Here is a 25,141-nt window from a genome sequence, read left to right as displayed (position 1 = left end):
TACACACTAATTGCCGACGATTTTGCTGCCGCTGTGGCATTCTGCATGCAAAAATCAGCGCACAAGCCGCTTGCAGCAAGGAATTTTTGTCCAAAACCAGCTACAGGCTCGTACAGGTGACAGCCTCTTCGACGCCACCAATTAGTAACAAATATTTATAGATAATGAGCGAAAACCAGCTACATCTCAATCACATGGACCTGTTCCCCACCCGGGTGTGGAGCGTGAGCCTGGCAGCATTGAACCCGCATGTGCCACAGTGGATTGAACATATCGAAGACTGGCGGCGGCAGACGCCGCAGCCGGAGGGACGTTCCAACCGCATGGGCTGGAACAGTGCGCAGAGCCTGCTGCAACAGCCGGTGTTCCAGCCGCTGGCGCAGGCGGTGCAGGCGGTGATGGATCACATCTTTGCCGAGATGGGCCCGCCGCAGCCGCGCTACCTGCTGAACGGCTGGGCCAATGTGCATGACCAGGGCGGCTACAACACCTTCCACAATCACGCCGGCGCGCTGCTCAGCGCCTGCTACTACCTGAAGGTGCCGGCGGGCAGCGGCCCCATCGTGTTCCGCGACCCGCGCCCCGGCGCGCTGCTGTCACCGTGGCAGGGCAGCCTGCGGCCCAATGCCGGCAGCGAGATTGCCTTCCAGCCGGAGGCCGGCCAGCTGCTGCTGTTCCCGCACTGGCTGGAGCATGGCGTCGAGGCACATGCGGCGGCCGACAGCCGCATTTCCATCGCCATCAACGCCATTCCCGACTACACCGGCAGCCCACGCTAGCCCGCGGCGCTGGCGGCCGGCGTTTCCTCCAGCGGGATGTCCGGCTTGATTACCGGCTTCTCTGCCGCTTTCTCTGCCGGCTTGCTGGCAGCCGGCTTCGGCTTCGGCTTGATCACCGGTGTTACCGTTGCCGTACTGTCGGTGGCGGCCAGCCTGGCTTTCACCGGCACCGGCATCTCCGCCTGCAGCACGCTGGGCTCCAGCGCCAGCCGATGCTTGAGCACCGGCGACAGCACTTTCAATATCTGCACCGGCAGCGCGCTGGTGAACTTGTAGTCGGCAGCCTGCGGCCCGGCCACGTAGGCGATCAGGGTGCCGAAGTAGCGGTCGCCGATGTAGAAGGCAAACGCACCGGAGCGGCTGACCACCCGCTCCGTCAGCAGCGCGCCCCCCTTGGCAAAGGTCTTGTAGCGGTTGTCGCCGGTGCCGGTCTTGCCGCCCACCAGGATGTGGGTGCCGTTGTCCAGGTCAAAGGCGCCGGATACCCGCCGCGCAGTGCCCTGCTCCACCACTTCCGACAGCACCTTGCGCACCAGGTGCGGAATCTCCGGCGGCAGCACCTGCTCGCCCTGCGCCGGCGCCTGCTGCAGCGTGGTGTCGTACGGAGTGCTGGCGGCAAAGTGCAGCTTGTCCAGGTACACCGTGGGCAGACGCTTGCCGTCATTCACCAGGATGCCCATCAGCTCGGCCAGCGCTGCCGGCCGGTCGGCGGAGGCGCCCAGCGCGGTGGCGTAGGACGGCACCAGCGAATCGAACGGGTAGCCTACTTTCTTCCAGACCTTGAGTATCTGCGCGAAGGCGTCCACTTCACGGATCTGGTTGATGCGCGAGGACTGGCCGCCCTTGTGGCGGCTGTTGAACAGCCAGGTGTACACCTCCTGCCGCTGCCCGATACTGGCCTTCACCAGCTCGCTCCAGCCTGCCTTGGGATGCTCGTGCAGATAGGCCACCAGCCACAACTCCAGCGGGTGCACGCTGGCCAGGTAGCCACGGTCGGTCAGGCTGAAGCGGTCCGGGCCGTACTGGTCATACAGCTTGGCCAGCGTGGCCTGGTCCGGCTTGGCGGCGGTGGTGTTGTGGCTGACGAAGGCGGAAAACTCGTCCAGCCCGGCCTGCGGCAGGATGCTGCGGTAGATCACCGCCAGCCGTTTCGGGCTTTGCCGCGCACGTTCGATCAGCAGCGCCTCGGATTCCTCCAGGCTCTTGCCGCGGTACTTGTTGTAGAAGCCGGCCAGGAAGGTGCGCCCTTCGCGGTCGGCAAAGCGCTTCAGGTATTCCTGGCGCTGGCCGTCCTCGTCCACCGCCTGGTCGTCGGCGGTGCTGGGCGGGTTCATGTAGTAGTGCACCACGTCGCGCATCAGGCGGATGTACACCAGGTTCACCGAGCGGCGGGTGGCCTCGCGCACGGTAAGGATGCGGTAGTTGTCTTCCTTGTCGAAGTTGTTGAAGGTGTGCAGGCCGCCGCCGGTGAAGAAGCTCTCGCCGGGGCTGGCGGAGTATTTGCGCTCCAGCGAAGCTTCCAGCATGGCCGGCAGGCTGTGGTCGCTGTTCTGCCGCAGGTAGTCGATGGCCCAGCGGCGGATAATGGGCTCGCGCTCATACGGCTTGATCTTCGCCAGCTCCTCGTTGCTCTTGTCGCCATACATGCGCTGCAGGTCGCTGACGATCTGCAGATAGGTCACCAGCGTGCGCAGCTTGGAGGTGGAGCCAAGGTCGAGCTTGGCGCCCTCGTTGATGTCGAACGGCTGGTCGAAGTTGTCGGCCTGCACCCGCACCTTGTTGCCGCCCGGGGTGCGCTCGATCAGGGTGAAGCTGTAGGTCACCCCTTCCGGCGCGCCCTGCTGCAGCAGGTTCTGGTCCACCAGGTTGGCCGCACGGGCATTGTCCGGGTCGCGCAGTTTCACCAGCTCGTCGGTTACCTCCTGCTGCAGGCGCGAATCCAGCGTGCTGTTGGCCACCAGGTCGAGGTGGTCCAGGTCGTACATGCGCGATACCCCCAGCAGCCCGGCCAGTTTCACCCTCACGGCGTTGGCGCCCTTCTGCTTGATGGGCTGCACCGCGGGTAGCCTTACCCGCTCCTTCTGCTGCCGCAGCGATACCTTCAGCGCCGCGTCACGCAGCTGCGGCGAGATCACGTTGTCCTTGGCCATCAGCCGCAGGTAGGAGTCGGTAAGCCCTTCCAGCACCTTCATGTCGCCGTTCAGATACCAGGACGGGCTACGCTGCGAAATCATCAGGCTCAGCGCTTCCTTGAACACCGTGGCGCGCTCCTGCTGCCCTACCGGCGAGCTGGCATCCAGCGCATGGTTCACCTGGTCGAACGAGCGGCCGTACCACGCCCACATGCCGTCGCCGATGCCGGAGATTTCGCCGAAACCGGCGCGTGCGGCCAACGGTACGGTGTTGAGGTAGGCCAGCACCAGCTGCCGCCGCGACAGCGTGGTGTCTTCACCGTTCATATAGGCGCGCACCGAGGCGGACAGCATCTGGCGCAGCTTTTCCTTCTCGGAATCGGTACGCCCGTCCGGCGAATGGCGGTATTTCTCGATCTGCGTGGCCAGCGTGCTGGCGCCCGGCGTGCGGTAGCCGGTATTGAGCAGGTGGATCGCCTTGTCGGCCAGCGCCTTGCTCAGCCGCCCCCACTCCACCGCCGGGTTGCGCGATGCATTGCCCTCATCCAGCAGGCTGTGGTTCTCGATGTACAGCAGGCCGGAGATCAGCAGCGGCGGCAGGTTGTCGAAGCCGGCGTACACCCGCTGCGGGTAGCGCGACTGGTACAGCGGCTGGCCGTAGCCGTCGTAGATGGTCAGCCCGGCCTGGTCTTTCTCGCGATAGGGCGGGAACAGCCCCAGCGACAGCACCGGCAGGGTGAGGCCGTGGTCGGTCAGGTCCTGCATGCCCTGCGATGGCACCGCCTGCTGCGTCACGGCGTAGCCGCGCGCTGTCAGGCGCTGCTGGAACACCGGCATGCCGGCATAGCCCATGCGCAGGTCGTACGGCCCGGCATTCTTGCCCGGAAAGCGTATCGCCTTGCTGGGGCCAGGCTGCAGCTGGAAGGTGGCGCCATGTGCCACGTGGGCAAAATAGCGCGCCTGCAGACGCGAGCTGCGGAACTCGTCCAGCAGCAGGTATGCACATACCCCGATCAACACAACCAGCAGCAAGATGAAGAACGGCCACATCTTGAAAGTGCGTGGTTTACTGTTGCTCAGTTTGAGGTTGGCTTCTGAATTATCCATGGTGTTTTCCACCCGAAAATTGGGGATCAGAACAGTTATCCAATCTACTCAAACCCTTGCGCCCGCCCGCTCGCGGCTGCGTATCCGCAACCGCTTTGCCGGCATGGTGCAAGGCGCACAGCCAACAGCATCGATGCCGGCTTCTGTCATGACAGCAGCCAACATCACGGCATACCCATCACCCGGCGCCCCCCTTTACGACCAGGCCCACGCAACAGGCATCCCTACTCGAAAGCATAGCTGGAGCCGCCGAGCTATGCACGCCCCGGACGCGCGCCAGTGCTGCCTGCCGGGCTATACGTTGGCCGCAGTGTAGGTAACAAACGGCAGCGTGCTCTGCAACGAGCCACGCGGCGCCTTGTGCTGTACCGCCGAGGCCATGGCCTCCACCAGCCGGCTGGCCATCCACTCCTGCGGGTGCGACAGCACCATATTGATGCGACGGTCGATCAGCGCCTGGCGGGTTACCGCGGTCAGGTCCAGGCAGATCGTCACCAGCTCGCGCGGCGCATCGCCGGCCTGCAAGGCCTGGATCACCCCCTCGATGCCGCCGCCGGCAATGTAAATGCCGCACAGGTCGGGGTGCTGCTTCAGCAGCTGCAGTGTGGCCACCTGCGCCAGCGAGATGTCCTCCAGGCTCACCAGCGTTTCCAGCAACTGGAACTGCGGCGCGTGCTCGCGAAAGTAGGAACGGAAACTCATCTCGCTCTGTTCCTGGCACAGGTAGCGGTGGCTGCCCACGATCACCCCCACCTTGCCCGGCTCCGGCGCCAGCTCGGCAATGGCCCAGGCGGCGGTGCGGCCAACCTTGCGGTGGTCGATGCCGACATAGCCGCTGCAACTGTCGGCGGTAAGGTCCGAGATCAGCGCGAACACCGGCGTGCCGCCGGCGGTGATGGCATCTATCGCCTGGCTCACCAGCGGGTGATCCGCCGCCACCACGGCGATGGCGTCGCATTTGCGGCTTAGCTCCCACAGCCGCGCCACCACCTGCTCCGGCGTCAGCTCGTCCAGAAACGACACCAGCGGCCGCCCGGCCGGCACCAGCTGCTCCCGGGTAACGGCTTCCAGCACTGCGCCCAGCTCCTTGTAGAACGGCGTGCTGCTTTTTTGCAGCACGAAGCCCAGCCGGTAGCCGGCAGTGCGCTCGTCAATGCGGTTGCGGATCAGGCTGGCGCGGCGAAAGCCCAGCTTCTCCGCCGCCGCCAGCACCCGCTCGGCGGTGTCCTGGCTGACGCTGGCGCGCTTGTTGATCACCCGGTCCACCGTGGCCACGCCTACGCCTGCTTCCCTGGCCACATCCGCCATTGTCGGCCCCATGCGCCTGCTCCGTGTTGATGGTTTCTATCAAGCCTATCAATGCATGCACTGATAGCAACTGATGCAAAGTGAGGCCAGCGGATTGTGGCTTTCACCTTGCTGATTATACTCGATTTACCGCGCTTCAACCTTGATTCACTTCAAGGCCGTGCGGTGGCATCGATCAAGAAAACACATAGAGGAGAATGATAGAAAATGATAAAAAACACGATAGCGCGGGACTACAGTCTCGAAGGCCCCTGCGGCCAGCAGGCCGCCGAGCGCGGCCTGGTGTCGGCGCAGTGGTACGCCTGCCAGGTGGACCGCAAGACCATGAAGCAGCTGATGCAGCGCAGCGACTGGCAGGCGCTGAAATACCTGGGCAGCTGGCTGCTGCTGCTGATCGGCAGCGGCGTGCTGGCCTACCACGCCTGGGGCACGCCGTGGGCGCTGCCGGCCTTCCTGCTCTACGGCCTGCTGTACGCCGCCGGCGAGCACGGCTCGCACGAGCTGTCGCACGGCACGCCGTTTCGCAGCGGCTGGCTGAACAGCCTCTTCTTCCAGCTCACTTCCTTCCTGGCGCTGCACGAAACCGTGTTCTGGCGCTGGAGCCACGCCCGCCACCACACCGACACCATCATCGTCGGCAACGACCGCGAAATCGCCTTTCCGCGCCCCATCCGCCTGGCCGGGCTGTTCGCCGACGTGTTCTTCCTGAAGTCCGGCAGCATCGAATTCCTGCGCACCATCCGCCATGCCTTCGGCAGCGTCAGCAGCGCCACCCGCTCCTTCGTGCCGGCGTCGGAGGTTGGCCGCATGATCCGCGCAAGCCAGCTCTACACCCTGATCTTTGCCGCCACCATCGCCGCCTGCGTGTACTGCCACAGCATCCTGCCGGCGATGTTCATCGTGCTGCCGCGCTTCTACGGCTCGCCGCTCACCCAGCTGTTCAACATCACCCAGCACGCCGGCCTGGCCGAGAACGTGCTGGACCATCGCCTCAACACCCGCACCGTGATCTTCAACCCGCTGTTCGCCTTCCTGTACATGAAGATGAACTACCACGTGGAGCACCACATGTTCCCGATGGTGCCGTTCTACAACCTGCCCAGGCTGCACGCGCTGATCCGCGAGCAGTGCCCGCCGGCCCACCCCGGCCTGCTGCATGCCTACCGCGAGATCATCCCCGCGCTGTGGCGCCAGCGCACCGACCCCGACTACACCATTCCACGCCAGCTGCCGCCGGCCCCCGCCCACACCGCGCTTGCGGCCAACCCTGTTACCGCCGGCAGCCCGGCCTGACAACACATACCAGGAGACCACCATGAGCCACTGGATAGCCGCCTGCGGCATCGACGACATCGAGCAGGAAGACGTGCTGCGCTTCGACCACGCCGGCCACAGCTACGCCATCTACCGCGCGCCGGACGACCAGTTCTACGCCACCGCCGGCCACTGCAGCCACGAGAAGGTGCACCTGGCCGACGGCCTGGTGATGGACCACATCATCGAATGCCCCAAGCACAACGGCCGCTTCGACTACCGCAGCGGCAAGGCGCTGGGCGCGCCGGTGTGCGTGAACCTGCCGACCTACCCGGTAAAACTGGAAGCCGGCCAGGTGTGGATCGCCCTGGCCGATGCCTGAACGGAGCCACGCCATGCACCCACCCGACCCCATCATCATCGTCGGCGCCGGCCACGCCGGCGGCCGCGCCGCGCTGGCGCTGCGCGAACAGGGCTACGCCGGCCGCCTGCTGCTGATCGGCGACGAGCCGCACCTGCCCTACGAGCGCCCGGCGCTGTCCAAGCAGCTACTGCTGGGCAGCCAGCCACCCGCTGACTGCCATATCGGCAGCAGCGAGCAGTACCAGCGGCTGGACATCGAACGCCTCGCCGCCACCCGCGTCAGCGCCATCGCCCCCGCCAGCCGGCAGATCACCCTGCATGACGGCCGCACACTGGGCTACCACAAGCTGCTGCTGGCCACCGGCGGCCGCGCGCGCCAGGCCACGTTGCCGGGTGCCAATCTTGCCGGCATCCAGCTGCTGCGCACCCTGGACGACGCCGCCGCGCTGCGGCCCCGGCTGCAAGCCGGCCAGCGGCTGGTGGTGGTGGGCGGCGGCTTCATCGGCCTGGAGGTGGCGGCCAGCGCCAGCCAGCTGGGCTGCCAGGTCACCGTGCTGGAAGCCGGCGACAGGTTGGCCGCACGCGCGCTGCCGCCGGCCATCTCCGCACGCCTGCTGCAACTGCATCAGGAGCATGGTGTAACGGTGCGGCTGGGCTGCAGCCTGCGCGGCTTTATCGGCAGCGGCAGCGTGGCGGCGGCGGAGCTGGCCGATGGCGAGCGCCTGCCCTGCGACAGCGTGGTGGTGGGCATAGGCATCCAGCCCAATACCGAGCTGGCCGCCGCCGCCGGGCTGGCGGTTGGCAGCGGCATCCGCGTCGATGAACGGCTGCAGAGCAGCGATGCGCACATCTACGCAGTGGGCGACGCCTGCGAGTTCCCCTGCCCGCAAAGCGGCCTGCCGCTGCGGCTGGAAACCTGGCGCAATGCCGAGGAGCAGGGGCGCCACGTGGCGCGCAGCCTGCTGGGCGCGGACGAACCGTATGCCGCGCTGACCTGGTTCTGGTCCGACCAGTTCGACCACAGCCTGCAACTGGTGGGCAGCCTGCCGGCTGCGGCCAACTGTGTCAGCCGCGAACTGCCGGACGGCGGCCTGCTGCTGTTCCACCTCGATGCGGCGGGCCGCCTGCAGGGCGCCTGCGGCTGGGGCGCCGGCAACAGCATCGCCCGCGACATCAAGCTGGCGGAAATGCTGATCGCCAGCGGCAAGGTGCTGGAGCCGGCAGCGCTGGCCACACCCGACATCACCCTGAAGACCCTGCTGAAAGGGGCAAGCCGTGACTAAACGTTTCCTGGTGTTCCAGTCGATGTGGGCGATGGAGAACATCCACCACGGCCACAGCCGCAGCGTGGAGGAAAACCTGCAGCAGCTGGCCGCCGCCGGCTTTGACGGCTTTACCGACCACTACTACCAGCGCGCGCATGTGCAGCGGCTGGCTGCCAGCGCCACGGCACTGGGCCTGCAGGCCGAGGGGCAGGTGTTCCCCACCGATATCGACGGCCTGCAGCCGGCACTGGAACTGGGCAGCGAGTTCGGCTGCCATCACATCACCATCCAGGCCGACCTGCGCCCGCGCAGTGTGCGCGAGGCGGTGCGGGTGCTGGAAGGCTGGCAGCGGCTGGCGGAGCAGGTGGACTTCCCGGTGCTGCTGGAAACCCACCGCTACCGGCTGAGCAACGACCTGCTGTTCATGCTGGACGTGCTGGACCAGCTACCCGACCTCAAGCTGCTGGCCGACCTGTCGCACTACGTGGTGGCGCGCGAGCTGCCGCTGCCGCCGGCCGAGGAGGACCAGCGCCAGATCCGCCGCATCCTGCAGCACAGCCGGGGCTTTCACGGCCGGGTGTCCAACGGCCACCAGGTGCAGGTGCCGCTGGGCTACCCGCAGCATCAGCCATGGCTGGCGGTGTTCCAGGACTGGTGGCGCTACGGCATGCAGCACTGGCTGCAGCGCGCCGGCAGCGGCGACACGCTGTCATTCACCTGCGAGCTGGGGCCGGCGCCGTACGCCATCACCGGCGCCGACGGCCTGGACATCACCGACCGCTGGCAGGAGTCGCTGCAACTCAAGCGCATCGCCGAGGCGGCCTGGCAACAGGCCAGCATGCTAGCCGACGCACAATAAGGCAGCCCAGCATGGCGGGCGCCGGCCCATGGGCAGCAGCGGTATCCGCAAGGCGCGCTTCCTGCTTAGCGCCGACACCGCCGCAATGCGGGTGCGCGGCTACCGCCACGGCCTTGCGGTGGCGCTACCGTTGGCCGCAAACGACAAAGCCGCTCGATAAGGAGCGGCTTTGTCTTTCCTGGCGGCAGCCTGTCGTTCAAACGATATGCGTCAGCCCCTGCAAGCCCATCACCAGCCCCACCACCATCATCAGCACGCTGGACAGATACGGCATCTTGCGGGCGACCTCCCCCAGCCCGCCAAAGCGCTTGTGCACCTGGCGCGCGCCCCAGGCGGCAATCACCCCCACGCTGACCAGCGAAATCGCCAGCCCGATGCTGAACGAGGCCACCATGGCCACGCCCAGGGTAAAGCGCTTCAGGTGCAGGCAGATCATCAGGATGGTGACCGACGCCGGGCAGGGCATCAGCCCGCCGGTAAGCCCGAACATGGCGATCTGCGCGGTGCTGACTTCGCGGCCGGCAAAACGGCGGCGGATGTCTTCGGCATGGGCGCGCTCGTGGGCATCCTGGTACTCGCCGCCGGCCTGATGCGCATGCTGGTGATCGTGCGCATGGTCATGATGATGGTGCTCATGATGATCGTGGTAATGATGGTGCCCGGCATGGGCGGCGTGTTCGTGCTCGTGGCCGTCTTCGCGGTAGCTCACCACGAACTGGTGCGCGTGATCGCCATGGCCGATGCTGAGCAGCACCTCGAACGCGTGCGGCTCCGGAACGGTGTGCTGCGACTCCAGGTACTTGCCCTGCGCCTGCAGCGTGAAGCTCTGCCGCTCGCCGTCCGGACGTATGGTCTCCAGGCTGACCTGCTCCTGCGGCTGGAACACCGTCGGCTGCATGTGGTGGTCGTAGCCATACAGGCGGAAGCGCGGCGGTACGCCGTCCTCGTGCAGCAGCAGCTCCACCACGCCATGGCCGGTATTGATGATGCGGCCGCCATGCGGCGCATGCTGCTGGGCGCGTGCGGCCAAATCGTCCCAGCGCGTGCGCATGAACATCCACAGCGCCACCCCGATCACGATGGCGCCCGACAGCACCATGAAATAAGGCTCGGCCTGCTCGGCGATCAGCTGGTTGCCGAACTTCAGCGCCACCGCCGCCAGCACCCATACCACCAGCGAATGCGACAGCGCCGCGCACAGGCCCAGCAACACGGCCTGGGCAATGGTGCCGCGGATGGCGATGATGAACGACGCCATCATGGTCTTGGAATGGCCGGGCTCCAGCCCGTGCAGCGCCCCCAGCAGAATGGCGGCGGGAATGAACAGCCACAGATTGGTGGCACCTTGCTGGATCAGCTCGGCAATGGGTGGCATGAATGGCCCCTGGAAAGTGGAAACGCCGGCCAGCGGCTATCGCTCGCCCGTCGCGCAATATACTATACCCCACTATACTAGATGAACGATAAGACGGACTGACTCATGGCACATACCATCAAGGGCAAACAGCAGCTGCTGGCGCGCATTCGCCGCATCAAGGGGCAGGCAGAGGGGCTGGAAAAGGCGCTGGAAACCGATAGCGACTGCAACGCGGTACTACAGCAGATCGCGTCGATACGCGGTGCGATCAACGGCCTGATGGCGGAGGTACTGGAAGGTCATCTGCGCGAGCACCTGGGGCCGGAAGCCGGCGACCCGCAACAGCGCGGCGAGGACCTGGAGCAGGTTATCGGCGTGATCCGCAGCTACATGAAGTAAGCATTGCGGCGGCATGAAAAGAAACCCCTCCCGGCGCGGGCCGCGGGGAGGGGCAAGGGAGCTTTACTACTCGCATCAAAGCACTGCACTCCAACACCGGGGAAACACGATTCACACTAGTTGACGGTATGGATTTCTCCAGCCGACCTGTACTTCCGGCCACTGTGCGGGCCTGCCCCGGCGGCTTTGCAGCCAGCGCCGGCCCTCACCAGCGGCAAACCGGGGCGCCAGGCTGGCTATAATGCCCAGCCATCACCCACACCGCTCAACCCGAGCCGCGACCCTCGCCATGCTGCCCGTTTTCCGCCTCACCGAACGCCTCAGCAGCCACGCCCGCAACCTGCTGCTGGCGGTGCCGATCGGCATCCTGGCTGCCGGCGTCACCAGCCTGTTCCGCCATGCCATCGACTGGGGCTACCGGCTGCTGTTCGGCTCGGCACAGGACATCACGCGCATCGTGGCGCAGCTGGACTGGTGGTGGCGCCTGCTGGTACCGGCGCTGGGCGGTGCGCTGGCCGGCCTGCTGCTGTATTACGCCCACAAGAAATACGGTGCGGCCAACAGTGAATACATGGATGCGGTAGCAGATGGCGATGGCCGCATCCCGCCTGCCCCCTCCCTGCTGCGCAGCCTGTCGTCGCTGGCGTCCATCGTGTCGGCCGGCTCCATCGGCCGCGAAGGCGCCATGGTGCAGTTGGCCGCACTCACCGGCTCGCTGGCCGGCCGTCGCTGGGCCAGCGAGCGCCAGCTGCGGCTGCTCACCGCCTGCGGCGCCGCCGCCGGCCTGGCCTCGGTGTACCACACGCCGCTGGCCGGGGCGATGTTCGTGGCCGAGATAGTGCTGGGCGCCATTACCGTCGATCTGCTGCTGCCGCTGTTTGCCGCCTCGGTGTCCGCCTCGCTGGCCATGCTGGCCAGCGGCAGCCACGATGCGCCGTTCGCGCTCGGCGCCGGCATCGCCTCCCCGGGGCTGGGGGTGTATTTGCTGATCGTGCCCATCGGCCTGCTGGCCGGCCTGCTGGCGCCGCTGTTCCTGCGCCTGCTGCAGTACGGCCGGCAAAGCTTCCGGCGCCTGCCGCTCGCCCTGCCCTGGCGCATGGCGCTGGGCGGGCTGCTGATGGGCGGCATCGCCGTGTTCATTCCCGAAGTCTGCGGCAACGGCTACGCCCCCATCATCGATATCCTGCAGGGCCACCCCATGTCGGCGCCGCTGCCGTGGACGCTGCTCGCCAAGATCGCCGCCACCGCGCTGATCGTGGGCTCCGGCGCCGTGGGCGGCATCTTCACCCCGTCGCTGTTCATCGGCGCGGCGCTGGGTGCCCTGCTCGCCCAGCTGCTGACGCTGGCGCCCATGCTGCCGCAAGGCGATGGCGGCCTGATCGCGCTGGTGGGCATGGGCGCGTTCATGGCGGCGGTCAGCCACGCCCCGCTGATGGCCATCCTGATGGTGTTCGAAATGACCATGAACGCCGGACTGCTGTTGCCACTGATGGCCGGCAGCGTGCTGGCCTACGCCGTGGCGCGGCTGTTCCGCACCGATTCGCTGTACGAGGTGCTGAACCGCCGACGTGCCCGGCTGGCCAAGGTGGATGCGCTGCACGATGCCGAGTTGATGTCGCTGCTTGAGCCGGTTGCCGTGCATCTTTCCCCCACCCACACCCTGGCTGCGGCCAACGTCTGCTTCCAGCAGACGCGCACCCGCTACCTGTACGTCATCGATGCCGACGGCCGCTTTGCCGGCGTGGTCTCCATCCACCGCCTGGCCGCCGAGCTGTGCCGCGACGGGCACCGGCTGGACGACAGCATTGCCGGGCTGATCGAAACCAGCTTCGAGCTGCTGCCGGCCAGGGCCGGCCTCAAGGATGCCTGGTCGCTGTTCGCCAGCAGCCCGCTGGAGCGCATCCCGGTGGTCGAAGACCTGGACAGCCGCCGCTTTCTCGGCGTGGTCAGCAAGCGCCAGGTGCTGCAGCGGCTGCAGGTGCTGGCCGGCTCCTGAGCCTGCCGCCGCCACATTCCCTTCCCGTATCGCCCCTCCGCCCGGCCGCTGCCGCCGGCTGGGGCTCCCGCTCCTTTCTGCCGCGCATCTGGCTTGTCACATTGGTAACGCACTAAATGATTAGCTTGCTAACTAAACAACGAAATGGCTAAAATGCAGCTATTCATTAATAGCCGCCACCGCGTCAGCCACCACCATGACCGACATCGATCAACTCCGCCTGAAATTCACCGGCAGCCTGCGGCCCATGGGCGTGCTGTGGCAGCAGATCGCCCAGGACACGCTGGGGCAATACGGTATTTCCACCTCCTGCGGCTCGGCCATGTTGTTCATCGGCCGCCTGGGCGAGGGCGTCAGCCAGAGCGAGCTGGCCGATGCCCTCACCATCGAGCCTGCGTCGATGGTGCGCATCATCGACCAGCTGAGCCTGGCAGGCCTGGTGCACCGCGAGAAATCGCCGCTGGACCGGCGGGTGAAAACCCTGTGGTTCACCGCGGCCGGGCGCGACATCGTGACCCAGATCGAAGCGCAGCTGGTGATGCTGCGCGCGCGGGTATTCGCCGACATCAGCGCACCCGACCTGGAGGCCGCGCTGCGGGTGTTCAAGGTACTGCAGCAGGCCGCCGAACAACTGCCGGCCAGGGGCAGCAGCAAGGAGCGCGACAATGATCTCGCTGCCGACTAAACGCGACTGGCTGTTTTCCGCCAAGGTATTCGCCGCAGCGATGCTGGCGCTGTACATCGCCCTGCTGCTGGGCCTGCCGCGCCCGTACTGGGCCATGGGCAGCGTGTACATCGTGTCGCACCCGCTCACCGGCGCCACCCGCTCCAAGGCGGTGTACCGCGTGGGCGGCACCCTGCTCGGCGCCGCCGCCGCGGTGCTGTTCGTGCCGATGCTGATCGACGCCCCCACCCTGCTCAGCCTGGTGATCGCGCTGTGGACCGGCACGCTGCTGTACCTGTCGCTGCTGGACCGCAGCCCGCGCAACTACCTGTTCATGCTGTCGGCCTACACCATGCCGATGATCGCCCTGCCCGCGGTATCCGCACCGCTGCAGGTGTTCGATATCGCCGTGGCGCGCAGCGAGGAGATCCTGCTGGGCATCGTCTGCGCCAGCGTGGTCTCCGGCCTGATATTCCCCTCGCGCGTCTCCACCGTGCTGGCGCAACGCATCGACGGCTGGCTGCGCGATGCCGGCACCTGGGCGGCGGCGGCGCTGCTACCCGGCAACGGGCAGGCCGGCGCCAGCAGCCGCCACAGGTTGGCCGCAGACATCCTGGCGCTGGATCAGCTGATCAGCCAGCTGTCCTACGACTCGGCCAGCCGCAGCACCACCCAGTACGCCCGCGAACTGCGTGCACGCATGAGCATGCTGCTGCCCATCCTTGAGTCGCTGTCCAGCCTGCTGGCCACCCTGCGCCAGCAGCCCGGCGGCGTGCCGGCGGAGCTGGAAGCGCTGATGGCGGAAATCGCCGCCTGGCTGGCGCTGGACCCGGACAGCGACAACTACCGGCAGCAGGCGCGCCTGCTGCACCAGCAACTGGACGACGATGAAGCGCAGGAACACTGGTCGGCGCTGCTGCTGGGCACCGCGCGCATGCGCCTGCGCGCGTTGGTGAACCTGTGGCAGGACTGCCAGACGCTGCGCCTGCTGATCGCCAGCGAGCAGCATGACGCCAGCTGGCAGCCGGCCTACCGCCGCTGGGAAGTCAGCGCCGACACCCGCCACTACGATTTCGGCATGCTGCTGTTTTCCGCCGCCTCCGCCTCGCTGGCCATCTTCCTGGGCTGCCAGTTGTGGATAGGCTCCGGCTGGGCCGACGGCGCCAGCGCGGTGATCCTGGGCGCGGTGGCCTGCTGCTTCTTTGCCGCGCTGGACGAGCCGGCGCCCTTCATCCAGACCTTCTTCGTGTGGACGGTGGTGAGCATCGTGCTGGGCGGCGTGCTGCTGTTCGCGGTGCTGCCGTCGTCGCAGAACTTCGAAACCCTGGTGGCGCTGCTGGCGGTGCCCTTCCTGCTGATCGGCACCTTCATCTCGCAGCCGCGCTTCAGCATGATCGCCATGCTGCTGGCGGTGAACACCGCCAACTTCGTCGGCATCCAGGGCGCCTACAACGCGGACTTCACTTCCTACGTCAACGGCAACGTCGCCGGTGCCGTGGGCGGCCTGCTGGCGCTGATCTGGACCCTGCTGACACGCCCGTTCGGCACCGACCTGGCGCTGCGCCGCCTGGTGCACACCAGCTGGCGCGACCTGGCGCATGCCGCCGCCGGCCGCCATAGCGACGACTACCCGCGCCTGACCTCGCTGATGCTGGACCGCCTGGGGCTGCTGGTGCCGCGCCTGGCCGCCAGCGGCGACGACAGCCTCACCGACGGCTTCCGCGAACTGCGCGTCGGCTTCAGCGCGCTGGACCTGCAACGCGACGAGCTGCGCCTGCCGGACAAGGCCCACCAGGCCATCGACAGCGTGCTGCAGTCGGTGGGCAAGCACTTCCAGCACTGCGCCGACAGCGGCAGCTTCCAGCCCCCCGCCGCTGCCGCGCTCACCCAGCTGGACACCGCCATCGCCAATGCCATCGCCTGCGCCAGCACTGCCGGCAACGAGGCACGCAATGCACTGGTGGAACTGCGCGTATCGCTGTTTCCGCAGGCACCGGCCTATGCGCCGCTGCCGCCATTATCCGTAGAGGCCCGAGCATGATCGGCGAAATCGATATTTACGGGGTGTACATCCCCAGCCTGCTGCTGCTGATGCTGATCGCCTTCGCGGCAACCAGCCTGTTGCGCCTGCTACTGGGCTACACCGGGCTGTACCGCATCATCTGGCACCGCTCACTGTTCAACTTTGCTCTTTTCGTGATCGTCCTTGGCGTGACGGTTGCGCTCACCCAAAGGTAGTCGCCATGAATAATCTCCTCCGTCGCATCGGGCCGATTGCACTGACCCTGGTCATCGTGGCCATTGCCCTGCTGGTGGCCCGCCACCTGTGGGACTACTACACCAACGCCCCGTGGACCCGCGATGGCCGCATCAGCGCCGACATCGTGCAGGTAGCGCCCGATGTTTCCGGCCTGATCACCCAGGTGAATGTCGCCGACAACCAGCTGGTGAAGCGCGGCGACGTGCTGTTCGTCATCGACCGCAGCCGCTACCAGCTGGCGGTACACCAGGCCGAAGCCGCCCTGGCGGCGCAGCGCGCCAGCCTGGCACAGGCCAAGCGCGAAGTGGCGCGCAACAAGCAGCTGTCCGACCTGGTGGCCAAGGAAGCGCAGGAAGAAGCCCAGGCCAAGGTGGAACAGGGTGAAGCCGCCATGGCCGCCGCCAGCAGCGCAGTGGAGCTGGCCCGCCTCAACCTGGCACGCACCGAGGTGAAAAGCCCGGTGGACGGCTACCTGAACGACCGCGTGCCGCGCAATGGCGACTACGTCAGCAGCGGCCGCCCGGTGCTGTCGGTAGTGGATTCCCGCTCCTTCCACGTGGTGGGCTACTTCGAGGAAACCAAGCTTGGCGGCGTGCAGATCAACGAGCCGGTGGATATCCAGATCATGGGCGACAAGCACGTGCTGCACGGCCATGTGCAGAGCATCGCCGCCGGCATCGACGACCGCGACCGCAGCAACGGCAACGCGCTGCTGCCCAACGTCAACCCCACCTTCAACTGGGTGCGCCTGGCGCAGCGCATTCCGGTACGGGTATCGCTGGATGAAGTACCGGCCGACTTCCGCCTGATCGCCGGCCGCACCGCCACGGTGTCGGTGCACAACAAGGACACCCGCCAATGAGAATCGCCGCCCCGCTGCTGGCCAGCGCGCTGCTGCTCGGCCTCACCGCCTGCACCACGGTCGGCCCTGACTACGCCGTGCCGCAATCCGCCGCCCTGCAGAAGCCTGCGGCCAACGGCAGCTTCATCGCCGGCAAGGATCAGGCGTTTTCCAGCCAGCCGGTGCCGGATGGCTGGTGGCGGCTGTACCACGACCCGAAACTGGACCAGCTGATCGCCCAGTCGCTGGCCTCCAACAGCAACCTGCGCGTGGCCATGGCCAACCTGCAGCGCGCACTGGCGATGGAAGACAGGACCGGAGCCGAGCGCAACCCGCATGCCGCGGTGGAAATCGGCGCGCGCAAGGCGCAGGAATCCGGCGAGGCCTTCCTGATCGAAGAACGCCTGCCGGTGGTGAACGAAGGCGATGCCGGCATCAAGATCGGCTACGAACTCGACCTGTTCGGCAAGCTCAAGCGTGCCGACGAGGCCGCGCACGCCAACAGCCAGGCCAGCGAGGCCGCCGTTGACCTGGTGCGCATCACCGTGGCCGCCGAAACCGCCCGCGCCTATGTGCAGGGCTGCTCGGCCAGCCACCAGCTGACCGTCGCCAGACACGAGCTGGAACTGCAGAACCGCAATACCGCCATCGTGCAGCAACTGCTGACGGCCGGCCGCGGCCGCATCACCGACCTGGAACGCGCCCGCGCCCAGGGTGAAGCCTTGCGCGCCAACCTGCCGCGCTACCTGGCCGAGCAGGATGCCGCCCGCTACCGGCTGGCCGCCCTGCAAGGCAAGGCACCGGGCGAGCTGGCGGCCAGTGCCGTGGCCTGCGACAGCGAGCCGCAGCTGTCGCAAGCGCTGCCGATAGGCGATGGCGCCGCGCTGCTCAAGCGCCGCCCGGACATCCGCGAAGCCGAGCGACAGTTGGCCGCAGCCACCGCCAGCATCGGCGTGGCCACCGCCGAGCTGTATCCCAGCATCACCCTGGGCGCCTCGGCCGGCTACACCGGCCTGCTGGAACACATGGGCGAAACCCGCACCTCGCGCTGGGCGCTGGGGCCGCTGCTGAGCTGGACCATTCCCGACAGCGGCGCCCATGCCCGCGTGAAAATGGCCAAGGCCGGCGCCGACGCGGCACTGGCGCGCTTCGACGGCGTGGTGCTCAATGCGCTGCGCGAAACCGAAACCGCGCTGACCTTCTATGCCAAGGACCTGGAACGCCACGCCGCGCTGCGCGCCGCGCGTGACGAGGCCCGCAAGGCGGCGCAGGACAACCACCGCCTGTATACCGCCGGCCGCGCCCCCTACGCCAGCAGCCTGGATGCCGACCGCACCCTGGCCGGCAGCGACGCCGCGCTGGCCGCTGCCGATGCCCAGCTGGCGCAGGATCAGCTGACGCTGTTCCTGGCACTGGGCGGCGGCTGGGAGCAGCCTAGCGCCCAGCCGGCCAAAGCGGCGGAATAAGGCCAGCCTCCTTCCCTCCTGCAGCCCGGCCCGCCACGCACGTGGCGCGGCCGCCTGCCCTGCACCTGCCGCACGCCCGTGCGTACCTGACTCCCTCCCGCTGGCGAAACTGCTTCCCTGCCTGCGCGCCATCACCCGGCGGCAGGCGGCGGCCTGAAACGCCATGGCGCATATTGCCGACCACTGCGACTAGGCAAGAAAAGCAATGTCTACGTAATATTGCGTGGCGGCCAGCACAGCAGTGCGCCTTCCCGTTGGCCGCAGATCCAGAATAGCAACAGCCCGGCCGGGCAAGCCGCACAGACGGCAGCGGCCGCACACACAGACCACACAGCACTGGAGAAAAACATGCAACGCCTAGCCAGCCACCTCGGGTGGATACTGCTGGCGCTTGTCGGCGCGTTCGCGCTCGGCACCGTCGCCCTGCATCGTGGAGAAACGATCAACGCCCTGTGGATCGTTGCCGCCGCGGTTTCCGTTTACCTGATCGCCTACCGCTACTACAGCCGCTTCATCGCCGACAAGGTGATGCTGCTCGACCCGCGCCGCGCCACCCCGGCGGTGCGCATGAACGACGGCCTGGACTACGTGCCCACCAACAAGCACGTGCTGTTCGGCCACCACTTCGCCGCCATTGCCGGCGCCGGCCCGCTGGTAGGCCCGGTGCTGGCCGCACAACTGGGCTACCTGCCGGGCATGCTGTGGCTGCTGGCCGGTGCGGTGTTTGCCGGTGCGGTGCAGGATTTCATGATCCTGTTCATCTCCACCCGCCGCGATGGCCGCTCGCTGGGCGAGCTGATCAAGTCCGAGCTGGGGCCGGTGCCCGGCATCATCGCGCTGTTCGGCACCTTCATGATCATGGTGATCCTGCTGGCAGTGCTGGCACTGATCGTGGTGAAGGCGCTGGCCGACAGCCCGTGGGGCACCTTCACCGTGGGCGCCACCATCCCGATTGCGCTGTTCATGGGCATCTACACCCGCTATATCCGCCCGGGCCGCATCGGCGAGGTATCGCTGCTCGGCTTCGTGCTGCTGATGCTGGCGATTGTCGGCGGCGGCCAGGTGGCGGCCAGCCCGACGCTTGCCGGCCTGTTCACCTTTACCGGCAAGGAGCTGACCTGGATCCTGATCTGCTACGGCGCCATCGCCTCGGTGCTGCCGGTGTGGCTGCTGCTGGCGCCGCGTGACTACCTGTCCACCTTCCTGAAGATCGGCACCATCGTCGGCCTGGCCATCGGCATCGTCATCGTGATGCCGGAGCTGAAAATGCCGTCGGTCACCCGCTTCATCGACGGTAGCGGCCCGGTATGGTCCGGCAGCGTATTCCCCTTCCTGTTCATCACCATCGCCTGCGGCGCGGTATCCGGCTTCCACGCGCTGATTTCCTCCGGCACCACCCCCAAGCTGCTGGAAAACGAAGCCCACGCGCCGTTCATCGGCTACGGTGGCATGCTGATGGAGTCCTTCGTCGCCATCATGGCGCTGGTGGCCGCCGCCTGCATCGAACCGGGTATCTACTTCGCCATGAACAGCCCGGCCGCGCTGCTGGGCAAGACCGCGGAAAGCGCGGCGCTGGCGGTGTCGCAGTTCGGCTTCATGATTACCCCCGAGATGCTGACCCACACCGCGCAGACGCTGGGTGAACACACCATCATCTCGCGTGCCGGCGGCGCGCCGACGCTGGCGGTGGGCATGGCCGAGATCCTATCGCGGGTGTTCGGCAACGACGGCATGAAGGCGTTCTGGTACCACTTCGCCATCCTGTTCGAAGCGCTGTTCATCCTCACCGCGGTGGATGCCGGCACCCGCGCCGGCCGCTTCATGCTGCAGGATCTGCTGGGGCTGTTCGTGCCGGGGTTCAAGAAAACCGACTCGCTGCCGGCCAACGTGGCCGCCTCCTGCCTGTGCGTGGCAGCCTGGGGCTATTTCCTGTACCAGGGCGTGGTCGATCCGCTGGGCGGCATCAACACGCTGTGGCCGCTGTTCGGCATCTCCAACCAGATGCTGGCCGCCATCGCGCTGATCCTGGCCACCGTGGTGCTGTTCAAGCTCAAGCGCGAGCGCTACGCCTGGGTGACCATCCTGCCCACCATCTGGCTGCTGGTATGCACGCTGACCGCCGGCTGGCTGAAGGCATTCTCCGATAATCCGAAAGTGGGTTTCCTCGCGCATGCAGCCAAGTACCAGGCTGCCATCGCCGACGGCAAGCTGCTGGCACCGGCCAAGAGCGTCGAGCAGATGCACCAGATCGTGTTCAACGACCGACTGGATGCCGCCATGACCATGCTGTTCATCCTGGTGGTGGTCAGCGTGCTGTTCTATGGTGTGCGTGCCTGCCGCCTGGCGCTGCGCAGCAGCCAGCCGACCTCCCGCGAAACCCCGCCGGTGGCGGTGGAAGCCGGCCGCGCCTGAACGGGAGAGCATCATGTTCAAACAACTCGGCACACTGGGTAAGCAACTGGGGCAGGCCGCCAGGCTGATGGTCGGCCAGCCCGACTACGACACCTACCTGGCGCACATGCGCAGCACCCATCCGGAGCAGACGCCGATGACGTACGAGGAATTCTTCCGCGAGCGTCAGCAGGCCCGCTACGGCGGCGGCAGCGGCAAGGTCGGGCGCTGCTGCTGACCTGACAGCCCGCCCCTCCCCCCGACAAGGGTTGGCCGCATGCGGCCAACCCTTGTCATATTGGCAAAGCCCTTTCGCAGTGCGAAAGGGCTTTGTCGTGTAAACGGGATGGCGGCAACTTATTCGTCGGAGTAGCGCAGGGCAATGGCGCGGAATTCCTCGCTTATCTCGCTGAAGGCATCCACCATGTCCGGGTCGAAATGCTGGCCACGCCCGGCGCGTATCATCGCCACCGCCTGCTCGTGCGGAAACGGCGGCTTGTACACCCGACGCGAAATCAGCGCGTCGTAGACATCCGCCACCGCCATCAACCGTGCCGACACCGGAATGGCATCGCCGGACAAGCCTTCCGGGTAGCCGCTGCCATCCCATTTTTCCTGGTGGTAGTTGGCGATCTCGCGCGCCAGCCGCAAAAAGCTGCTCGGTGCATTGAGCAGTTTTTCCGCCGTGGCGATGGCATCGCGCCCCAGCGTGGTGTGCGTCTTCATGATCTCGAACTCTTCCGGCGTGAGCTTGCCCGGCTTGAGCAGAATGGCATCCGGTATGCCCACCTTGCCGATATCGTGCAGCGGCGCCGACTTGTACAGCATGTCGATGGTGTCGTCGTTCAGCATGGCGCGAAAGCGCGGATGCGGCTGCAGCTGCTTCGCCAGCGCGCGCACATAGTTCTGGGTGCGGCGGATGTGGTTGCCGGTCTCGTGGTCGCGGGTTTCCGCCAGCGATGCCATCGCCATGATGGTCACGTCCTGGATCACCTGCACCTCCTGGGTGCGCGTCTCCACCTCGCGGCGCAGGAAGGCCGCCTGGTCCACCAGGAAGTCCGCCGCCGCCTTCAGCTTCATGTGGGTGCGCACCCGTGCCCGTACGATGGGCGGCGAAATCGGCTTGATGATGTAATCCACCGCGCCGGCATCGAAACCAGCCTGCTCGTCCTCGTTCTCGCCCTTGGCGGTCAGGAAGATCACCGGAATGCTGGCGGTATGCGGGTTGCTCTTCAGCTGTTGGCACACGGCAAAGCCGCCGATGCCCGGCATCATCACATCCAGCAGCACCAGGTCCGGCAGCTGCTCGCCTGCCAGCAGCTGCAGCGCCCGCTCGCCGCTGTTGGCCACCAGGATGCGGTAGCTGTCCTTCAGCAGGCCGTACAGCAGGGTCAGGTTCTCCGGCGTGTCGTCAACCACCAGCACCGTCTGCCGCGGCAGCATGCTCAGGTTCTCGATCATGACGCATCCTCCTGCCAGTTGATGCCCGCCTCCGCCGCCGCCTGTTCCAGCCATTCCCGCGCGGCGGGAAAGTCGAACTGGCGCAGCGCCTTGTCAAAACCGGCCAGCGCCGCCTCCGGCAACACCGCGCGAATGCTGACGGCGTGCTCCAGGAAGAAGCCCAGCGCGTCGCCGTCGCTGGCCGCCAGCAGGCTGCTCAGCTCGCGCAGCAGCGGCGCCGCCTCGCCCGGCACGCTGTCGGGCTCGCCTTCTTCCTGCGCCAGCGCATCCTTGAGCAGCATCACCACCCGCTGCAGCTGTTCTTCGAAATCAACCAGCAGCGGCGGGTAGTCCTCGCCATCGGTAATGGCCTGCTGCAGGCTGGCAGCCACCGCCTGCAGGCGCAGGAAGCCCAGTGTGCCGGCCAGCCCTTTCAGGCTGTGCACAATGCGTACCGCGGTATCGCGATCGCTCACCGCCAGCGCCACGGTGATACGGTTGCCCGCATCGCTTTCCTCGGCCACGAACTGCCGCAGCAGGTGCAGGTACAGGCTGCGGTTGCCCGCCACGCTACCAAGCCCGGTGCTCTGGCTGAGCACCGCCTGTATCGCCAGCGGTGGCGGCGCCACGACAGCGGTCGGCTCGGGTACGGCCTCCCCGGCCTCCCTGGGCTGCACCCAGCGCCGTATGGTGTCGAACATCACGTGCGGGTCCACCGGTTTCAGAATGTGATCCACCATGCCGGCAGCCAGACAGTTGTCGCGCTCGGTGGCCTGCACGTCGGCAGTCATGGCGATGATGGGCAGGTCCAGCAGCCGCGGGTCGCCGCGAATCAGCCGCGCCGCCTCGATACCGTCCAGCACCGGCATCTGCACGTCCATCAGCACCACGTCGTAGGCGTCCGGCCCGTGTTCGGCCAGGCGGATCACTGCATCGCGGCCGTTGTCCACCACGTCCACCGTGGCGCCGGCCGCCTGCAGCAGTTCCACCGCCAGCTGCTGGTTGATGCGGTTGTCCTCGGCCAGCAGCACCCGCACCCCGTCCAGGCTGGGCAGTGCCAGCGCCTGCCGCCCGCTGCCGCCCTCGCCGCGGCCGCCGAACAGGCCCAGCATCACGTCCAGCAGCGAGGACTGGCTCACCGGCTTGACCAGGAAACCATCCACGCCGATCGCCTCGGCCTGGGCGCGCACGTCGTCGCGGCCGAAGGCGGTGACCATGATGATCTTGGCGCCGTTGAGCGCACGGATATGGGTGGCGGTTTCGATGCCGTCCATCACCGGCATCATCCAGTCCACGAACACCATGTCGAACGGGTGATCCATGCTGGCCTGGCGGTAGATCTCCAGCGCCTCGCGCCCGGAAGCACAGGTGCTGACGGCAAAATCCAGCCCGCGCAGCTGCTCGGACAGGATGTCGCGTGCCGAGGCGTTGTCGTCGACCACCAGCACCCGCAGGCCGCGCGCACCTTCCGGCAGCGATTTGCCGCTGGGATTGAGCACCGCGGACACGCCCAGCCAGGTGCTGAACAGGAAGGTGCTGCCCTGCCCCGGCTCCGACTCCACCTGGATGCTGCCGCCCATCAGCTCCACCAGCCGCTTGACGATGGCCAGCCCCAGGCCGGTGCCGCCGTATTTGCGCGTGGTGGAGCCGTCAGCCTGGCTGAAGGCCTGGAACAGCCTGGCCTGCTGCTCTTCATCCATGCCGATGCCGGTGTCGCGCACGCCAAAGCGCAGCATCACCTTGTCGCCCACCTGCTCCCGCATCTGGATGTTGACCGTCACCTGGCCGCGCTCGGTGAACTTGATGGCGTTACTGACCAGATTGGTGAGCACCTGCCCCAGCCGCAGCGGGTCGCCGATCAGGCTTTGCGGTACTTCCGAGCCACACTCGAACAGCAACTCCAGCTCTTTCTCCGCCGCGCGCTGCCCCACCAGCGACGACACGTTCTCCAGCACGTCGTCCAGGCGGAAGCTCACCTTCTCCAGGTCGATACGGTCCGCCTCCACCTTGGAAAAATCCAGGATGTCGTTGATGACGCCCAGCAGCGAAGTGCCGGCGTTGTGGATCTTGCTGACGTAATCGCGCTGCCGCATGCTCAGCTCGGTTTTCAGCGTCAGGTAGGACATGCCGATGATGGCGTTCATCGGCGTGCGGATCTCGTGGCTCATATTGGCCAGGAACATGGATTTGGCGCGGGTAGCCTCCTCCGCCTCGCGCTTGGCGGCATCCAGCGCCACCGCGGTCTGTGCCAGCCGTGAGTACAGCAGGCCGTTTTCCAGCAGCAGCACCATCAGCACGAAGCTTGCGGCCAACAGGCCGTAGATGCGCCCGGCGTAGAAGCCCAGGTCGAAGCGGCCGTTGTTCAGCATCGCCGACAGCGCGATGTCGCACAGCCAGGCGAACATCACCACCGTCAGCCACAGATTGAGCACAGAACGCTGGTGCCAGCGGCAGATCAGCAGCAGCGCCAGCAGACTCAGCCCCCACACCGTGGACACCACGCCCAGCATCACCGGCGTGTAGTGGCTGCCCTGCATGATGCCCGGCAGATAGGGGTGGCCCAGGGTGGTCACCATGGTCAGCACCGCCGTGGCCAGCAGCGCCAGCAGGATGGACAGCAGAATCGCCCCGGAAGCCCGGAAGCGGGCCGGCAGCCGCCATTCCAGGTGTGCCAGCAGGGCGTAGAGCATCACCAGCAGCGGGAATATCCCGTGCCAGCACATGTACAGCCAGGCCGTGGTCTGCGGCCCGGCGCCCAGCAGGCCGCCGGGTACGAACAGGCCGGGGAAGCTCAGCGCATGCACCACCGCCATGCAGGCGGTGAACAGGTAGCCGGCGGCCAGCGTCAGCAGGGCCATGGTGCGCAGAATGTAGAACTGGCCGAACAGCAGCACGGCAGTGATCAGATCGTTCACCACCAGTGCCGACTGGTAGGCCGGAATGAATGCCCATATCTTGCCCAGCGGCTGCTTGGCAAACGGCACCAGCAGCGCGAACAGTAGGGCCGAACCCAGGATTGCCACCAACATCAAGCGGCGCTGGGCAGGAGTTGGAGCAGACGTGGAGAGGAAGGCGAACCCCTCGTACTGTCCTGGGGTTGAACGCTGCATAGGCCAGGCTTCTCGAAAATGATCGCGTCACAGTGCGCTACAGGTCCTTTCTATGTAGCACAAATGGCCGGATAATCATTCGACATTTATTGATATTGATACATCAGCCCTTATCGACAATGCAGCGTTGGTATGGCCCAGCTATGCCGG

20 protein-coding genes are annotated in these 25,141 nt (G+C 66.6%); 15 read left to right on the top strand and 5 right to left on the bottom strand.

The annotated features are described in order from the left end of the window. Positions 1–194: 194 nt before the first annotated feature. On the top strand, positions 195–779 hold the full coding sequence (locus tag PSELUDRAFT_RS10000) for a TIGR02466 family protein (RefSeq protein WP_157725078.1): 585 nt from the start codon (positions 195–197) through the stop codon (positions 777–779). Here the strand turns inward: PSELUDRAFT_RS10000 and PSELUDRAFT_RS09995 are convergent. Both PSELUDRAFT_RS09995 and PSELUDRAFT_RS09990 read right to left on the bottom strand, forming a co-directional pair. Continuing rightward, entirely contained in the window at positions 776–4,018 is a 3,243-nt protein-coding gene (locus PSELUDRAFT_RS09995; RefSeq protein ID WP_088966706.1) for a transglycosylase domain-containing protein, read from the bottom strand. The two genes, PSELUDRAFT_RS10000 and PSELUDRAFT_RS09995, sit on opposite strands and share 4 nt — an antisense overlap. Before the next feature lie 294 nt (positions 4,019–4,312). Then, positions 4,313–5,338, bottom strand: coding sequence for a LacI family DNA-binding transcriptional regulator (locus PSELUDRAFT_RS09990; protein ID WP_088966705.1), 1,026 nt, complete (start codon positions 5,336–5,338; stop codon positions 4,313–4,315). 195 nt (positions 5,339–5,533) lie between these two features. On the opposite strand from PSELUDRAFT_RS09990, the gene PSELUDRAFT_RS09985 reads away from it, so the two are divergent. From PSELUDRAFT_RS09985 to PSELUDRAFT_RS19935, 5 genes are read left to right on the top strand one after another with little or no spacing between them, the layout of a single operon-like run. Then, complete coding sequence (locus tag PSELUDRAFT_RS09985) at positions 5,534–6,619, top strand: fatty acid desaturase (RefSeq protein WP_088966704.1); 1,086 nt, start codon at positions 5,534–5,536, stop codon at positions 6,617–6,619. 22 nt (positions 6,620–6,641) lie between these two features. Continuing rightward, positions 6,642–6,962, top strand: a complete 321-nt coding sequence (locus PSELUDRAFT_RS09980; protein ID WP_088966703.1) for a MocE family 2Fe-2S type ferredoxin — start codon at positions 6,642–6,644, stop codon at positions 6,960–6,962. A gap of 13 nt (positions 6,963–6,975) precedes the next feature. Next, on the top strand, positions 6,976–8,226 hold the full coding sequence (locus PSELUDRAFT_RS09975) for an NAD(P)/FAD-dependent oxidoreductase (protein WP_088966702.1): 1,251 nt from the start codon (positions 6,976–6,978) through the stop codon (positions 8,224–8,226). Beyond that, the gene (locus PSELUDRAFT_RS09970) at positions 8,219–9,067 is read left to right on the top strand and encodes a sugar phosphate isomerase/epimerase (protein WP_231895191.1); all 849 of its coding nucleotides are present in this window, start codon (positions 8,219–8,221) and stop codon (positions 9,065–9,067) included. Before PSELUDRAFT_RS09975 ends, PSELUDRAFT_RS09970 begins: the two co-directional genes overlap by 8 nt. A 28-nt stretch (positions 9,068–9,095) precedes the next feature. Next, positions 9,096–9,227, top strand: a complete 132-nt coding sequence (locus PSELUDRAFT_RS19935; RefSeq protein WP_255374036.1) for a hypothetical protein — start codon at positions 9,096–9,098, stop codon at positions 9,225–9,227. Positions 9,228–9,263: 36 nt separating this feature from the next. Here the strand turns inward: PSELUDRAFT_RS19935 and PSELUDRAFT_RS09965 are convergent, their stop codons facing one another. Beyond that, the gene (locus PSELUDRAFT_RS09965; RefSeq protein WP_088966700.1) at positions 9,264–10,442 is read right to left on the bottom strand and encodes a nickel/cobalt efflux transporter; all 1,179 of its coding nucleotides are present in this window, start codon (positions 10,440–10,442) and stop codon (positions 9,264–9,266) included. Between the two features lie 105 nt (positions 10,443–10,547). On the opposite strand from PSELUDRAFT_RS09965, the gene PSELUDRAFT_RS09960 reads away from it, so the two are divergent. The 9 genes from PSELUDRAFT_RS09960 (at position 10,548) to PSELUDRAFT_RS09920 (ending at position 20,679) form a co-directional block, all read left to right on the top strand. Beyond that, entirely contained in the window at positions 10,548–10,823 is a 276-nt protein-coding gene (locus PSELUDRAFT_RS09960) for a metal/formaldehyde-sensitive transcriptional repressor (protein WP_088966699.1), read from the top strand. Between the two features lie 289 nt (positions 10,824–11,112). Then, positions 11,113–12,819 (top strand): ClcB-like voltage-gated chloride channel protein, encoded by a 1,707-nt coding sequence (locus PSELUDRAFT_RS09955; protein ID WP_088966698.1) that lies wholly within the window; start codon positions 11,113–11,115, stop codon positions 12,817–12,819. Between the two features lie 196 nt (positions 12,820–13,015). Next, positions 13,016–13,504 (top strand): MarR family winged helix-turn-helix transcriptional regulator, encoded by a 489-nt coding sequence (locus PSELUDRAFT_RS09950; RefSeq protein ID WP_088966697.1) that lies wholly within the window; start codon positions 13,016–13,018, stop codon positions 13,502–13,504. Further along, positions 13,485–15,524: an FUSC family protein gene (locus PSELUDRAFT_RS09945; RefSeq protein ID WP_088966696.1), complete on the top strand. Its 2,040-nt coding sequence runs from the start codon at positions 13,485–13,487 to the stop codon at positions 15,522–15,524. The genes PSELUDRAFT_RS09950 and PSELUDRAFT_RS09945 overlap by 20 nt, the downstream gene beginning before the upstream one ends. Then, positions 15,521–15,721, top strand: a complete 201-nt coding sequence (locus PSELUDRAFT_RS09940; RefSeq protein ID WP_088966695.1) for a DUF1656 domain-containing protein — start codon at positions 15,521–15,523, stop codon at positions 15,719–15,721. Before PSELUDRAFT_RS09945 ends, PSELUDRAFT_RS09940 begins: the two co-directional genes overlap by 4 nt. Before the next feature lie 5 nt (positions 15,722–15,726). Next, entirely contained in the window at positions 15,727–16,605 is an 879-nt protein-coding gene (locus tag PSELUDRAFT_RS09935; protein ID WP_088966694.1) for an HlyD family secretion protein, read from the top strand. Further along, on the top strand, positions 16,602–18,050 hold the full coding sequence (locus PSELUDRAFT_RS09930; protein WP_088966693.1) for an efflux transporter outer membrane subunit: 1,449 nt from the start codon (positions 16,602–16,604) through the stop codon (positions 18,048–18,050). The genes PSELUDRAFT_RS09935 and PSELUDRAFT_RS09930 overlap by 4 nt, the downstream gene beginning before the upstream one ends. 348 nt (positions 18,051–18,398) lie before the next feature. After that, positions 18,399–20,462, top strand: coding sequence for a carbon starvation CstA family protein (locus tag PSELUDRAFT_RS09925; protein ID WP_088966692.1), 2,064 nt, complete (start codon positions 18,399–18,401; stop codon positions 20,460–20,462). A gap of 13 nt (positions 20,463–20,475) precedes the next feature. After that, a complete protein-coding gene (locus PSELUDRAFT_RS09920; protein ID WP_088966691.1) occupies positions 20,476–20,679 on the top strand; it encodes a YbdD/YjiX family protein in 204 nt (67 codons plus the stop codon). A 119-nt stretch (positions 20,680–20,798) separates the two neighbouring features. Here the strand turns inward: PSELUDRAFT_RS09920 and PSELUDRAFT_RS09915 are convergent, their stop codons facing one another. Both PSELUDRAFT_RS09915 and PSELUDRAFT_RS09910 read right to left on the bottom strand, forming a co-directional pair. Further along, positions 20,799–21,902, bottom strand: coding sequence for a two-component system response regulator (locus PSELUDRAFT_RS09915; protein WP_088966690.1), 1,104 nt, complete (start codon positions 21,900–21,902; stop codon positions 20,799–20,801). Further along, entirely contained in the window at positions 21,899–24,910 is a 3,012-nt protein-coding gene (locus tag PSELUDRAFT_RS09910; RefSeq protein ID WP_162291249.1) for a response regulator, read from the bottom strand. The genes PSELUDRAFT_RS09915 and PSELUDRAFT_RS09910 overlap by 4 nt, the downstream gene beginning before the upstream one ends. Between the last annotated feature and the right edge of the window lie 231 nt (positions 24,911–25,141).

This window comes from Vogesella sp. LIG4 (genome assembly GCF_900090205.1).
GTDB lineage: Bacteria > Pseudomonadota > Gammaproteobacteria > Burkholderiales > Chromobacteriaceae > Vogesella.
The sequence above is the reverse complement of the archived record's forward strand: the minus strand, read 5'-3'. Positions and strand labels throughout refer to the sequence as shown.

Coding starts and splice junctions, on each gene's coding strand:
- PSELUDRAFT_RS10000 (WP_157725078.1), top strand. CDS start 195: ATGGACCTGTTCCCCACCCGGGTGTGGAGCGTGAGCCTGGCAGCATTG.
- PSELUDRAFT_RS09995 (WP_088966706.1), bottom strand. CDS start 4,018: ATGGATAATTCAGAAGCCAACCTCAAACTGAGCAACAGTAAACCACGC.
- PSELUDRAFT_RS09990 (WP_088966705.1), bottom strand. CDS start 5,338: ATGGGGCCGACAATGGCGGATGTGGCCAGGGAAGCAGGCGTAGGCGTG.
- PSELUDRAFT_RS09985 (WP_088966704.1), top strand. CDS start 5,534: ATGATAAAAAACACGATAGCGCGGGACTACAGTCTCGAAGGCCCCTGC.
- PSELUDRAFT_RS09980 (WP_088966703.1), top strand. CDS start 6,642: ATGAGCCACTGGATAGCCGCCTGCGGCATCGACGACATCGAGCAGGAA.
- PSELUDRAFT_RS09975 (WP_088966702.1), top strand. CDS start 6,976: ATGCACCCACCCGACCCCATCATCATCGTCGGCGCCGGCCACGCCGGC.
- PSELUDRAFT_RS19935 (WP_255374036.1), top strand. CDS start 9,096: ATGGGCAGCAGCGGTATCCGCAAGGCGCGCTTCCTGCTTAGCGCCGAC.
- PSELUDRAFT_RS09965 (WP_088966700.1), bottom strand. CDS start 10,442: ATGCCACCCATTGCCGAGCTGATCCAGCAAGGTGCCACCAATCTGTGG.
- PSELUDRAFT_RS09960 (WP_088966699.1), top strand. CDS start 10,548: ATGGCACATACCATCAAGGGCAAACAGCAGCTGCTGGCGCGCATTCGC.
- PSELUDRAFT_RS09955 (WP_088966698.1), top strand. CDS start 11,113: ATGCTGCCCGTTTTCCGCCTCACCGAACGCCTCAGCAGCCACGCCCGC.
- PSELUDRAFT_RS09950 (WP_088966697.1), top strand. CDS start 13,016: ATGACCGACATCGATCAACTCCGCCTGAAATTCACCGGCAGCCTGCGG.
- PSELUDRAFT_RS09945 (WP_088966696.1), top strand. CDS start 13,485: ATGATCTCGCTGCCGACTAAACGCGACTGGCTGTTTTCCGCCAAGGTA.
- PSELUDRAFT_RS09940 (WP_088966695.1), top strand. CDS start 15,521: ATGATCGGCGAAATCGATATTTACGGGGTGTACATCCCCAGCCTGCTG.
- PSELUDRAFT_RS09935 (WP_088966694.1), top strand. CDS start 15,727: ATGAATAATCTCCTCCGTCGCATCGGGCCGATTGCACTGACCCTGGTC.
- PSELUDRAFT_RS09930 (WP_088966693.1), top strand. CDS start 16,602: ATGAGAATCGCCGCCCCGCTGCTGGCCAGCGCGCTGCTGCTCGGCCTC.
- PSELUDRAFT_RS09925 (WP_088966692.1), top strand. CDS start 18,399: ATGCAACGCCTAGCCAGCCACCTCGGGTGGATACTGCTGGCGCTTGTC.
- PSELUDRAFT_RS09920 (WP_088966691.1), top strand. CDS start 20,476: ATGTTCAAACAACTCGGCACACTGGGTAAGCAACTGGGGCAGGCCGCC.
- PSELUDRAFT_RS09915 (WP_088966690.1), bottom strand. CDS start 21,902: ATGATCGAGAACCTGAGCATGCTGCCGCGGCAGACGGTGCTGGTGGTT.
- PSELUDRAFT_RS09910 (WP_162291249.1), bottom strand. CDS start 24,910: ATGTTGGTGGCAATCCTGGGTTCGGCCCTACTGTTCGCGCTGCTGGTG.